We start from the raw sequence: 12,131 nt of genomic DNA, 5'->3' as shown, positions 1-12,131 counted from the left end.
GACCCGGCACGACGAACGCCCCGGCCGCTCGGCCGGGGCGTTCGTCGTGAAGCGTGGATCAGAAGTACGAGCCGATCGTCGGCAGTGCGAGCACGGAGTCGATCGCCAGGCCCAGGCACACCACCGCGAGGTAGTTGTTGGACTGGAGGAACAGCTTGAGCGGCTTGACCGACGCCCCGCCGCGCACACTGTTGAACAGCTGGTGCGCGACGATCAGGAACCAGGCGCCCGCGAGCAGCGCGACGGCCGCGTAGATCACACCGGCGGCCGGGACGATCACCAGCGTCGCGATCACGGTCGCCCAGGTGTAGAGCACGATCTGCTTCGTGACGTGCTGCTCGGTGGCGATGACCGGCAACATCGGCACGCCGGCTGCCTTGTAGTCCTCCTTGTAACGCATCGCGAGCGCCCAGGTGTGCGGCGGCGTCCAGAAGAAGATGACCAGGAACAACACGATGGGTTCCCAGCTCAGCGAACCCGTCACGGCGGCCCAGCCGACCATCACGGGCATACATCCGGCAGCCCCGCCCCAGACCACGTTCTGCCAGGTCCGGCGTTTGAGCACCATCGTGTACACGAGCACGTAGAACGCGATCGTCGCCACGACCAGCAGTCCGGCCAACAGGTTGGCGCGCCACCACAACCACGCGAAGGACGCGATGCCGAGCAGCATGCCGAAGACGAGGGCGTTGCGTGTCGGCACCGTCTGCCGGGCGAGCGGACGCAACGCCGTGCGTTTCATCACCTTGTCGATGTCGGCGTCGACGACGCAGTTGAGCGAGTTGGCGCTCGCCGCACCCATCCAGCCGCCGAACAGGGTGCTCAGGATGAGCACGATGTCGACGTTGCCGCGGTCGGCGAACAGCATCGCGGGAATGGTCGCGACCAGCAGGAGTTCGATCACCCGCGGCTTGGTCAACGCTATGTAGGCGAGGACGGTGCCGGAGATCCGGCCCCACGCGGTGTCGGGGCGCGGGGCGCTCGGCGCTTCGGGGGCGCCGAAGCCGTGTCCTCCCGGCCGTCGCCCTGCCCGCACACTGTCTCCTTGTCCCACGCGGATCCGCACCTTCGTTTCGCCCGTTCACGGTCGCCCGGTTCCGGACGCTCCTCTACTACGAACGATGGTAGACCGGACCGTTGCCCGGACCGAATCGACCCGTTCGGAGCAGCGCATTAGTCTGAAGTAGCGCGCGGGCCGACTTCCACCCGCCGGGACCCCGTACACCCATGTCAGGAGACTTCAAGCTCGTGTCGATCACAGACGAGATCCGCACCCTCACCCAGCCTGCGCATCCTGCCGACTGGACCGACCTGGACACCAAGGCCGTCGACACCGCGCGCGTGCTCGCCGCCGACGCCGTGCAGAAGGTCGGAAACGGGCATCCCGGTACCGCGATGAGCCTCGCTCCCCTCGCGTACACCCTTTTCCAGCGTGTGATGCGCCACGATCCGACCGACCCCGAGTGGGTCGGCCGCGACCGCTTCGTGCTCTCGTGCGGACATTCGAGCCTGACGCTGTACACCCAGCTGTACCTGTCCGGCTACGGACTCGAGCTCGCCGACCTCGAAGCGCTGCGCACGTGGGGTTCGCTCACCCCGGGCCACCCCGAGTACGGCCACACCGCCGGCGTCGAGATGACCACCGGCCCACTGGGTCAGGGTCTGGCCTCCGCCGTGGGCATGGCAATGGCCGCCCGCCGCGAGCGCGGTCTGTTCGATCCCGAGGCGCCCGCCGGCTCGAGCCCGTTCGACCACTACGTCTATGTGATCGCGTCCGACGGCGACATCGAGGAGGGCGTGACCTCCGAGGCGTCCTCGCTCGCCGGTGTCCAGCAGCTCGGCAACCTGATCGTCTTCTACGACGACAACAAGATCTCCATCGAGCACGACACCGCGATCGCTCTCGGTGAGGACGTCTCCAAGCGCTACGAGGCATACGGCTGGCACGTGCAGACCGTCGAGGGCGGCGAGAACGTCACCGCCCTGCTCGAGGCCGTCGAGGCCGCGAAGGCGGTCACCGACCGTCCGTCCTTCATCTCCGTCCGCACGATCATCGGCTACCCGGCGCCGACGAAGATGAACAGCGGCGACGCGCACGGTGCCGCGCTCGGCGTCGACGAGGTCGCCGAGATCAAGAAGATCCTCGGCTTCGACCCCGAGAAGAACTTCGACGTCGACCCGGCCGTGATCGAGCACGCCCGGCAGGTCGTGACGCGCGGCACCGAGGCACGCGCCGCATGGCAGGCCGACTTCGACGCGTGGGCCGCCCGCGAGCCGCAGCGCAAGGAACTGTTCGACCGCCTGCACGCCGGTGAGTTCCCGGAGGGCTGGGTCGACGCACTGCCGACCTACGAGCCCACCGAGAGCGGTCCCGCGACCCGCTCGGCGTCCGGCAAGGCCCTCGCCGCGCTCGGACCGGTACTGCCCGAGCTGTGGGGCGGTTCCGCCGACCTCGCCGGCAGCAACAACACGACGATTCCCGGTTCCGACTCCTTCGGTCCCGAGTCGATCTCCACGAAGGACTGGAACGCGCAGCCCTACGGACGCACCCTGCACTTCGGCGTCCGTGAACACGCGATGGGATCGATCCTCAACGGCATCGCCCTGCACGGCCCGACCCGCCCCTACGGCGGCACCTTCCTCGTCTTCTCCGACTACATGCGGCCCGCGGTGCGTCTCGCGGCCCTCATGCAGACCCCGGCGATCTACGTGTGGACGCACGATTCGATCGGTCTCGGTGAGGACGGCCCGACGCACCAGCCGATCGAGCACCTCGCGGCGCTGCGCGCGATCCCGAATCTCGCCGTGATCCGCCCGGCCGACGCCAACGAGACGTCGTTCGCGTGGAAGGCCGCGCTGGAGAACCGCACCGGCCCGACCGCTCTGGCGCTGACCCGTCAGAACGTGCCGGTGCTCGAGGGCACGCGGGAGAAGGCCGCCGAGGGTGTCGCCCGCGGTGCCTACATCCTGGCCGAGGCCTCGTCGGGCACCCCGGAGGTCGTGATCCTCGCGACCGGTTCCGAGGTCCAGCTCGCCGTTGCCGCCCGCGAGACCCTCGAGGCCGACGGTGTGCCCACCCGCGTCGTCTCCGTGCCGGTGCTCGACCGGTTCCTCGAGCAGGACCAGGCCTACCGCGACGAGGTGCTGCCCCCGTCGGTGCGCGCCCGCGTGTCCGTCGAGGCCGGTCTCGCGATGCCGTGGTACCGCCTCATCGGCGACGCCGGTGAGCCGGTCTCGCTCGAGCACTACGGCGCCTCCGCCGATTACAAGACCCTGTACCGCGAGTTCGGCATCACTGCCGAGGCCGTCGTCGACGCCGCGCGTCGCTCGCTGACCCGAGTGAAGGGATGATCCGATGACCCAGCAGACCTCCACGCAGAACGCTGCGCTGGCCGAACTGTCCGCCCAGGGTGTCTCGGTGTGGCTGGACGACCTGTCCCGCGACCTCATCGACTCCGGCAAGCTCGCCGAGCTCGTCGCGACCCGCAGTGTCGTGGGTGTGACGACCAATCCGTCGATCTTCCAAGCCGCCCTGTCGAAGGGCCATGCCTACGACGCGCAGATCCGCGATCTCGCCGCCGCCGGTGCCGACGCCACCGAGGCGATCCGCACCGTCACCACCGACGACGTGCGCGCGGCCTGCGACGTCCTCGCGCCGGTGTTCGAGGCCACGGACGGCCTCGACGGACGGGTGTCGATCGAGGTCGACCCGCGTCTGGCGCACAAGACGGACGAGACCGTCCAGCAGGCCCTCGAGCTGTGGCGCATCGTCGACCGCCCGAACCTGTTCATCAAGATCCCGGCGACGGTGGCGGGTCTGCCGGCCATCGCCCATGTGATCGGTGAGGGTGTCAGCGTCAACGTCACGCTGATCTTCTCGGTCGAGCGCTACGAGCGGGTCATCGAGGCCTACCTCGACGGTCTGACCGCGGCGAAGGCCTCCGGTCACGACCTGTCGAAGATCCGCTCGGTCGCGTCGTTCTTCGTCTCGCGTGTCGACACCGAGATCGACCCGCGCCTCGAGGAGATCGGCACCGACCGGGCGCTGGCTCTGCGTGGCAAGGCCGGTCTCGCCAACGCGCGACTCGCGTACGGCGCGTACCAGCGCGCGTTCGAGGGCGGGACGCGGTTCGAGCAGCTCGCCGAGGCGGGTGCCGTTCCCCAGCGTGCGTTGTGGGCGTCGACGGGTGTGAAGAACCCCGATTACCCCGACACCCTCTACGTCACCGAGTTGGTCGCGCCGAACACCGTGAACACGATGCCGGAGAAGACCCTCGAGGCCGTCGCCGACCACGGTGAGGTCACGGGCGACACCGTCACCCGCAACATCGCCTCCTCCCAGCAGGTCTTCGACGCGCTGGCATCGGTCGGTGTGGATCTTCCCGACGTCTTCCGCAAGCTCGAGGACGAAGGTGTGGAGAAGTTCGTCGTGGCGTGGAAGGACCTGCTCGCGGCGACGGCGGAACAGCTCGCGGCTCACGCGCCGGGCGCGGAGGGCTGAACGTGCCCGAATCCGGTGCGGCGGAGTGGGTGAATCCGCTCCGGGACAACAGAGATCGCAGACTGCCCCGTATCGCCGGCCCGTGCGCGCTGGTGATCTTCGGCGTGACCGGCGATCTGGCCCGGCGCAAGTTGATGCCCGCCGTCTACGATCTCGCCAACCGCGGCCTCCTGCCGCCCGGATTCGCGCTCGTCGGTTTCGCCCGGAGGGATTGGGCCGACGAGGACTTCGGTCAGGTGGTCCACGACGCGGTGCGTGAGCATTCGCGTACCCCCTTTCGCGAGGAGGTCTGGCAGCGCCTCGCGGAGGGGATCCGCTTCGTGCAGGGCACCTTCGACGACGATGCGGCGTTCGCGGAGCTCGCGACGACCCTCGAGAAGCTCGACCGCGAACGCGGTACGGGTGGCAACCACGCGTTCTACCTGTCGGTTCCCCCGGACGCCTTCCCCGTGGTGTGCGGGCAGCTGTCGCGTTCGGGTCTGGCCGCGGAACGCGGCGGCTCGTGGAGCCGCGTCGTGATCGAGAAGCCGTTCGGGCACGACCTCGAGAGCGCGCGCGAGCTCAATTCGGTTGTCGGTGAGGTGTTCTCCGAGGAATCCGTCTTCCGCATCGATCACTATCTCGGCAAGGAGACGGTCCAGAACATCCTCGCATTGCGTTTCGCGAACCAGATGTTCGAGCCGGTGTGGAACGCGCACTACGTCGACCACGTGCAGATCACGATGGCCGAGGACATCGGCCTCGGTGGTCGCGCCGGCTACTACGACGGCATCGGCGCGGCCCGCGACGTCATCCAGAACCATCTCCTGCAGCTGCTCGCCTTCACCGCGATGGAGGAACCGGTGAGCTTCGCGGCGTCGGAGCTGCACGCGGAGAAGATCAAGGTGCTGTCGGCGACCCGGCCGGCGGAGCCGTTCGACGAGACCACCGCGCGCGGCCAGTACGCATCCGGCTGGCAGGGCGGCGAGAAGGTCGTCGGACTGCTCGAGGAGAAGGGTTTCGCGGCGGATTCGACCACCGAGACGTACGCGGCCATCACCCTCGAGGTCGACACCCGCCGCTGGGCGGGTGTGCCCTTCTACCTGCGCACCGGCAAGCGCCTCGGCCGCCGCGTCACCGAGATCGCGGTGGTCTTCAAGCGGGCCCCGCACCTGCCGTTCGACAAGACCATGACCGAGGAGCTCGGTCAGAACGCGTTGGTGATCCGCGTGCAGCCCGACGAGGGCATCACGATGCGCTTCGGGTCGAAGGTGCCCGGCTCCGAGATGGAGGTCCGGGACGTGAACATGGACTTCAGTTACGGCCAGGCATTCACGGTCTCCTCCCCCGAGGCCTACGAGCGTCTGATCCTCGACGTGCTCCTCGGCGTCCCGTCACTGTTCCCGGTGGACGAGGAAGTCGAATTGTCCTGGAAGATCCTCGATCCGGTGCTCGAGCACTGGGCGGCGAACGGGCGACCGGAACCCTACGAGTCCGGCACCTGGGGTCCGCAATCGGCCGACGAGATGCTGCGGCGTACCGGCCGGGAATGGAGGCGTCCGTGAGGCTCCAGTTGCGCAACACCTCCGCGAATGCCATCAGTCGCAAGCTGGTGGAGCTGCGACGGTCGAGTGGAATGGTCACGCAGGGCCGTGTTCTCACGTTTATCGTGTGCGCCGGCGACGCGCGAGGCCTCGACGCCGCGATCACGGCCGCCACCGAGGCGTCGAAGGAACATCCCTGCCGCGTCATCGTCGTCGGTCGCGGACGACAGGACGGTCCGTCGCGGCTCGACGCGGAGATCCGGGTCGCCGGTGAAGCGGGTGCCTCCGAGGCATTGATCCTCGCCCTGCACGGCGAACTCGGTGAACATCAGGAATCGGTCGTGGTGCCTTTCCTCCTTCCGGACACCCCCGTCGTCGCGTGGTGGCCCAACCAGGCCCCCGCGGTCCCGGCCGAGGACCCGGTGGGTCGTCTCGCCGTCCGCCGCATCACCGACGTGACCAACTCCGACGACCCGCGTGCCGATCTCGCGACCCGCCTGTCCGGTTACCGGCCGGGCGACACGGATCTGGCCTGGGCCCGCATCACCTACTGGCGGGCGCTGCTGGTCTCGGCACTCGATCAGCCGCCCTACGAGCCAGTGCTCTCGGCACGCGTGTCGGGGCTGCGGACCGAACCGGCCGTCGATCTGATCGCGGGGTGGCTCGCGAGCCGTCTCGACTGCCCCGTCGAGCGATCCGTCGGCGAACTGAGGGTGGAACTGCGCACGGCGTCGCAGACGATCGCCCTGGAACGCCCGCAGGAAGGTCGCGTGGCGACCCTCGAACGCACCCACAAGCCCGATTCGCTGATCAGCCTGGCGCGCCGGAACTCGGCCGAATGTCTCGCCGAGGAACTGCGTCGCCTCGATCCCGACGAAGTCTACGAAGCCGCGTTGTCGGCCCTGCCGAAGGTGGATTATGTCTGACACGGCCCGCACTCCGTCCGAGATCCGGCGTTTCGCCGACGCCGACGAGGTCGCCCGCGCCGCGGCGTCCGCCTTCGTCGATGCCGTCGTCGCCGCGCAGCGCGAGCGGGTGCAGGCCAACGTCGTGCTCACCGGCGGCGGTACCGGTATCGCGATGCTCGAGCACGTGCGTCGCGACCAGGGCGCCATCGACTGGTCGGCGGTGAACGTCTACTTCGGCGACGAGCGTTTCCTGCCGCCCGGCGATCCGGATCGCAACGAGGTGCAGGCCCGTGGGGCTCTGCTCGACCACGTGCCGATCGACCCGGCACGCATCCACACCATGCCGGCGCTCGGCGAGGACGGGTGCAGCACACCGGAGGACTCGGCCCAGCGGTACGCCGAACTCCTCGCGGCGCACTCCCCCGACGGCACCGTGCCGGTCTTCGACGTGCACCTGCTCGGCATGGGCGGTGAGGGACACATCAATTCGCTGTTCCCCCACACCGACGCGGTGCGCGAGTCGGAGCGTTTCGTGGTGGGTGTCGACGACTCCCCGAAGCCGCCGCCGGCCCGGGTGACGCTGACGCTGCCCGCCGTGCAGCGGGCGCGGCAGGTCTGGTTGCTGGTCACCGGTGCCGCCAAGGCGGAGGCCGTCGCGGCGGCCGTGGGCGGTGCCGCACCGGAGGACTTCCCGTCCGCGGGCGCCCACGGCACCGAACGCACCGTGTGGTTCCTCGATCCGGCTGCCGCAGAGCAACTCCCGGCGCAGTGACCGGGCGGAGCGTCGGGAGTCCGACGCCGTGATCGGCGATCCGGCCGTCATGCGCCCGCGCCGTCGAAGTCGGGATCGTCGGCGTCGTCCGTCTCCACACGGCGCCCCTCCGAAGTACCGGCGGTGTCGCCGTCGTCGACACCGGTTCGCACACACCGCATCCGATTCATCGATCGCGGACCTGCCGTCGAGCGCAGTGCGCGCAACGGTGATCGGCCCGGGACACATCGCACCGTTCGTGGGTCCATGCCGGTGAGCTCCTCCCGTCGTGGACCGTTGTCGTCACGGCCCTCTGTCTCGTTCGACGCGCCGAGACGCCCGACGGTTCCACTCGGGACGAAATCGGCCGGTCCGATCCGGGATCGAGCGGTCAGATACCCCGTTCGATCACCGCGGCGGTGACGCGGTCGTCGATCGACGACACCGGGTTCTCCCGTGCCACCCAGGGGTCACCGTCGAAGTACTTCGCGAAGATCTTCTCGGCCGTGCGGGTGGCGATCGCCTGCGTCGTCAACGTCGGGTTCGGACCTCCGAGACTGTTGGCGAGCGCCGAGTTGTCGGCGACGAACAGTCTCTTCACCCACCGGGCCTCCGCGTCGGCGTCGAGCACCGAATCCCGGTCGCTCACTCCCATCCGCATGCTCGACTGCGAGTGCAGGATCAGCGGTGGCCAGTCGCAGCGATGCACCCTCTTCGCGCCCGCCGCTCTCATCAACTCGACGGCCTTGCGGGTCGCGTGGTCACGATTGCGGCGGGTACGCGCCGAGCGCCGACGATGCTGCACGGTCACCCGCGGCGCCAGACCTGCTTCGTCCGGGTACAGGATCGGCGAGAGCGTCACGCGGTTGTCCGGTTCGACGTCGTCGTCCGAGATGACGAGCGCCGCGAGGACCCGGTCGGCGTCGGCCATCGTATCGAGCAGGTCGCGTCCGACGAGCCTCCCCACGCTGTCGGCCCCCGCGGAATCGACGACGCCTCCGGCACGTCCGTACCCGTGGATGCCGGAGTCGCTGAAGTTCAGCGCGTACGCGATCAATGCCGGGGGCAGTCCGACCTGCTCGATCCCGCCGTAGCCGGGCAGATCGACGCGCGCGTTGGAACCCGGGCCGCGCGTCTGCCCGGTGTACTCGTCGAAGACGCCGAAGACCGCGTCCATGTGGTGGTCGGTGAGGCCGCGGCCGACCCAGCCGTTCGGATTCGGCAGCGCCGAGTTCAGCCACAATCGTGGGCTCTCGATGCACCCGGCCGCCAGCACCACCACCGGGGCGGTCGCTTCGTGCTCGTCCTCTCCCGTCGTGAACCGCACTCCGCGCGCCACGGTCTCCCCGTTCACCTCCTCGACGAGGATCTCGAAGACCACTGCATCGGCGATCAGGGTGACGGCACGCCCCTGGGGGGACCACGCGTCCGCGGTGAGCATCATCGGGACGTACGAATTGTCGGTGGAGCGTCTGGCCTTGAGATTCCGCGGCGCCCCCAGCGGCAGATAACAGCCCTGATAGCAGTGCCCGCACATCGTGCAGCCCCGCGCTTCGGGATGGTGCAGACGCGCACGGTCGCGGGTGCGGCCGGCGGTACCACCGGGTTGGAGGATCGCGTTCTGCTGTGCGCGGTGGGCGGCCACGGTGGTATCGAGCGAGGTCTGGTGTGGCAGACCCATGGCCGCTGCTCCCCGCAGGAACAACTGCTCCTTGGCGCCCATCGGGGCAGTCTGCACCGGCAGCGTGGCCTCCACCCACTCGTAGTAGGGACGCAGTTCGTCGTATCCGAAGGGGAACAGGTGCGCCGTGTCGTACATGTCGCGGTCGGCGCCGTCGTATCCGGAGAATACGCCGGGTGCCGCCCGCGGCGAGTTGCCGAAGAAGTGGAGCGTGGTGCCACCGACGCCGGATACCTGCCACACGAACGAATTCTGAGGCAGATCTCGGAGCCACGGCGTGCCCGAGCGGTCTCCCGGTCCGTGACGGAACAGCCCGGTGATCGGATTGTTGAGGTCGTCCTCGAAATGGGTCCACTCGTTCTCCGGGTCGGCGAAGCGGGGACCTGCTTCGAGAACGAGCACGTCGAGCCCGCGCGCCGCGAGTTCCTTGGCCACGACGGGTCCGCCACCCCCGGCGCCGATGACGATGACGTCGGTCATCTATCCCTCCACCTCGTCGATTTCGCCGTAGTAGCCCAGGAACTCGTCCCACCCGTCACTCGGCCCTGCATAGCGGCTCAACTCCCAGCCGACCGGCCGCCCCGTGAGCTCGCGCCGAGTACGGTTGTACGCGGAGACCTCCGAGAACGCCGCGAAGGCCGCCAGCGTGGGAATCGCGTTGACCACGAATTTCAGCACCAGACCTTCGAAACGCGGGTCGGTGTCGAGCCATTCGAAGACCTGCGCCTTCGCGGCATGACTCAGGTTCGCGAACGGCGCTGCGAACGGACCACTCACCGAACGCGGGTCGGCGGTGACACCGAAAGTGTTGAGCAGCACCGCGATCGCCGCGGCGCCGGGCAGGTTGCCCGCCTCGGGTCCGAGCAGCGGCATCGGCGAGGCCTGGTCCAGGGTTCGCTCGAGGGATTCCGCGGTGCCGGCGGTGACGCCGCCGGGCCGGTCGGTCCACACGCCCTGTTGGTGCGAGTACGGGTCGTTGCCGGGTGCGACGAACGCGAGCACCCCGTTGATGGTGTCGCGTACGGGCGGCGTCTCGTTCAGCGGACTCGCGTCGGCTTCGCTCGCGAGCACCCCTGCGGTGCCGATCAACGCCGCCATCGTCGCGGCCGTCCCGGCGAGAAAACGCCGCCTGTTCCAGTACCCGTGCTGCGGGTCGTCCACGTCGCCCCCTCGTCGTTGCCGTGGTGCAGCGTACGAGATGTCGTGGAACGATTGCGGAATGTCGTCCGGATCGTCCGGCGGGTCGCGCGGACCGGTGGAGCGATCCACGGAAATCGGGTAGCTCGCTACCCGTGCCGTCCGCGCCCGGGGTGTGCAGGATTCGAACACGGCCGATCGGTGCGACGGGGTGGGAATCATGTTGCAGAAGAGGGAGAGCAACCGGTTCGCGTCCGTCCTGGAGGCACTCCGAGACCGGGACGATGCTCCTGCTGATCGTCCCGGCGACGAACGTCGCGCCGGCGTTCTTGCGCCGGCCTCGGACACGGCACCTGCCGGACTGCGCAATGCGACGCCTTCGCGATTGCACATCACCGACGCGGACGGCCGGACGCTCGCGTGCGCACCGCTCGAACGTCGCGTGCCGACCGACCCGCAGCGGCAGTGGCCCTGGGAGGGGCTGATCCGCCACGGATAGGTCGTCCCCTCCGCGCCACAGCGGAGACACATCTCGGCGGCACCGAGGCTCGTTCCCGCCGCCGTCTGCACACTGTCACGTTGTGGTGCATGCTCGTGACCAGCGTGGCGGTGCCGGTGGCGGCTTTCGCCACTGGGCTGGTGAGGATCGCGGAGGCTCCCGTCGTCGGTGAACCGGTATCCGTGAGGACCGAAGTGCCGGACAACGACCTCCACGACTGCCGCGATCCGAGTTCGAGGATCTCGTCCCTGTACCGACGGTTCACCCCGCCGTGCCGGATCGGGACGATCCTGTGAACGGATTCGAGCAGCGCACTACACAGCGGGAGGACTCATCGCGGTGAAACGGACCGCACCGGCAGCCGGATGCAGGACAATTTCGATAAGGCGAGCGCCCATCGAGAGGAGCCGTGATGAGCACGCCGAGGACGATCACAGGCGAAGTGAGCCCGGAGCGCGATTGCCCGAGCGACTCGTCGCTGGTGCGGTTGATCTACCACCGCAACTTCCTGCTCCCGATCGGTGAGGTCTGGGCGGCACTCACCGATTCGGAGAAGCTGGGCCGTTGGTACGGCACGTACATCGGCGACCCCGCTACGGGCCGTGTGCTCCTGACCATGACGGACGACCACGATTCGGCCACCACCTACGTCGACATCCTCCGGTGTTCTCCCCCCGAGGGATTCGCCGTCGACGTGGACGGGTGGCAGCTCGAGGTGGTGCTGCGTCAGGTCGGGAAGGTCACCACCCTCGAGTTCACACACCGGCACGTCCCGCGCTCGGAGGCCGGAGAGATCGGGCCGGGGTGGCAGTACTACCTCGACCGCCTCGACGCAGCACTGGCCGGCACCCGCCCGCCGTTGTGGGACGACTACCTCGACCTGGTCGACGAATACCGCTGACCGGCGCCTTTCGCTGCAGTGATCCGCCCGACGAGCACCACCGGAAATCTCCATCGACGAGTACCGCAGGCCGTACAAGGTGGACGAGGTCGCCAACGACCGGATCGAGGAGGTCTGGTTCGCGGGTGTCCACTCCGACGTCAGCGGTGGATTCGAGGACTGCCGGAACAGACGAGCGCGACGGCGACGCCGACCCGGATGAGCCGCATCTGGTGGCTCATCGGGCGAGG

Annotated in this window: 11 protein-coding genes; 8 read left to right on the top strand and 3 right to left on the bottom strand. The window is 68.8% G+C overall.

Translation table 11 applies throughout. The annotated features are described in order from the left end of the window. Window positions 1-58 precede the first annotated feature (58 nt). Window positions 59-1,036 carry a heme o synthase gene (locus BO226_RS07275; protein WP_006551492.1) on the bottom strand — a complete coding sequence of 326 codons (978 nt, stop codon included), beginning with the start codon at window positions 1,034-1,036 and terminating at the stop codon, window positions 59-61. A gap of 212 nt (window positions 1,037-1,248) precedes the next feature. On the opposite strand from BO226_RS07275, the gene tkt reads away from it, so the two are divergent. From tkt to pgl, 5 genes are read left to right on the top strand one after another with little or no spacing between them, the layout of a single operon-like run. Continuing rightward, window positions 1,249-3,351 (top strand): transketolase, encoded by a 2,103-nt coding sequence (tkt, locus tag BO226_RS07270; protein ID WP_006551491.1) that lies wholly within the window; start codon window positions 1,249-1,251, stop codon window positions 3,349-3,351. Between the two features lie 4 nt (window positions 3,352-3,355). Continuing rightward, the gene (gene tal, locus BO226_RS07265) at window positions 3,356-4,501 is read left to right on the top strand and encodes a transaldolase (protein WP_071934898.1); all 1,146 of its coding nucleotides are present in this window, start codon (window positions 3,356-3,358) and stop codon (window positions 4,499-4,501) included. Between the two features lie 2 nt (window positions 4,502-4,503). Then, entirely contained in the window at window positions 4,504-6,045 is a 1,542-nt protein-coding gene (gene zwf, locus BO226_RS07260) for a glucose-6-phosphate dehydrogenase (protein WP_006551489.1), read from the top strand. Beyond that, window positions 6,042-6,950: a glucose-6-phosphate dehydrogenase assembly protein OpcA gene (gene opcA / locus BO226_RS07255; protein ID WP_024100808.1), complete on the top strand. Its 909-nt coding sequence runs from the start codon at window positions 6,042-6,044 to the stop codon at window positions 6,948-6,950. Before zwf ends, opcA begins: the two co-directional genes overlap by 4 nt. Next, window positions 6,943-7,704, top strand: coding sequence for a 6-phosphogluconolactonase (pgl, locus tag BO226_RS07250; RefSeq protein WP_071934897.1), 762 nt, complete (start codon window positions 6,943-6,945; stop codon window positions 7,702-7,704). Before opcA ends, pgl begins: the two co-directional genes overlap by 8 nt. A gap of 370 nt (window positions 7,705-8,074) precedes the next feature. Here the strand turns inward: pgl and BO226_RS07245 are convergent, their stop codons facing one another. Continuing rightward, entirely contained in the window at window positions 8,075-9,844 is a 1,770-nt protein-coding gene (locus BO226_RS07245; RefSeq protein ID WP_033096622.1) for a GMC family oxidoreductase N-terminal domain-containing protein, read from the bottom strand. Further along, window positions 9,845-10,633: a hypothetical protein gene (locus BO226_RS07240; RefSeq protein ID WP_232238069.1), complete on the bottom strand. Its 789-nt coding sequence runs from the start codon at window positions 10,631-10,633 to the stop codon at window positions 9,845-9,847. Between the two features lie 88 nt (window positions 10,634-10,721). Here BO226_RS07240 and BO226_RS26930 point away from each other — a divergent pair, with 88 nt between their 5' ends. From BO226_RS26930 to BO226_RS28645, 3 genes are all read left to right on the top strand, one after another. Next, window positions 10,722-11,000, top strand: a complete 279-nt coding sequence (locus BO226_RS26930) for a hypothetical protein (protein WP_156895127.1) — start codon at window positions 10,722-10,724, stop codon at window positions 10,998-11,000. 412 nt (window positions 11,001-11,412) lie between these two features. Further along, window positions 11,413-11,901, top strand: a complete 489-nt coding sequence (locus BO226_RS07230) for an SRPBCC domain-containing protein (protein WP_019289288.1) — start codon at window positions 11,413-11,415, stop codon at window positions 11,899-11,901. Window positions 11,902-11,980: 79 nt separating this feature from the next. Then, window positions 11,981-12,103, top strand: coding sequence for a DUF2235 domain-containing protein (locus BO226_RS28645; RefSeq protein ID WP_198040614.1), 123 nt, complete (start codon window positions 11,981-11,983; stop codon window positions 12,101-12,103). The last annotated feature ends 28 nt before the right edge of the window (window positions 12,104-12,131 follow it).

The organism is Rhodococcus sp. 2G (assembly GCF_001886355.1).
Classification (GTDB): Bacteria; Actinomycetota; Actinomycetes; order Mycobacteriales; family Mycobacteriaceae; genus Rhodococcus; species Rhodococcus pyridinivorans.
The sequence above is the reverse complement of the archived record's forward strand: the minus strand, read 5'-3'. Positions and strand labels throughout refer to the sequence as shown.

Bases quoted from the DNA above. Each gene is read 5' to 3' on its own strand.
- pgl (WP_071934897.1), top strand. From the start codon at position 6,943: ATGTCTGACACGGCCCGCACTCCGTCCGAGATCCGGCGTTTCGCCGAC.
- BO226_RS07230 (WP_019289288.1), top strand. From the start codon at position 11,413: ATGAGCACGCCGAGGACGATCACAGGCGAAGTGAGCCCGGAGCGCGAT.
- tal (WP_071934898.1), top strand. From the start codon at position 3,356: ATGACCCAGCAGACCTCCACGCAGAACGCTGCGCTGGCCGAACTGTCC.
- BO226_RS26930 (WP_156895127.1), top strand. From the start codon at position 10,722: ATGTTGCAGAAGAGGGAGAGCAACCGGTTCGCGTCCGTCCTGGAGGCA.
- BO226_RS07245 (WP_033096622.1), bottom strand. From the start codon at position 9,844: ATGACCGACGTCATCGTCATCGGCGCCGGGGGTGGCGGACCCGTCGTG.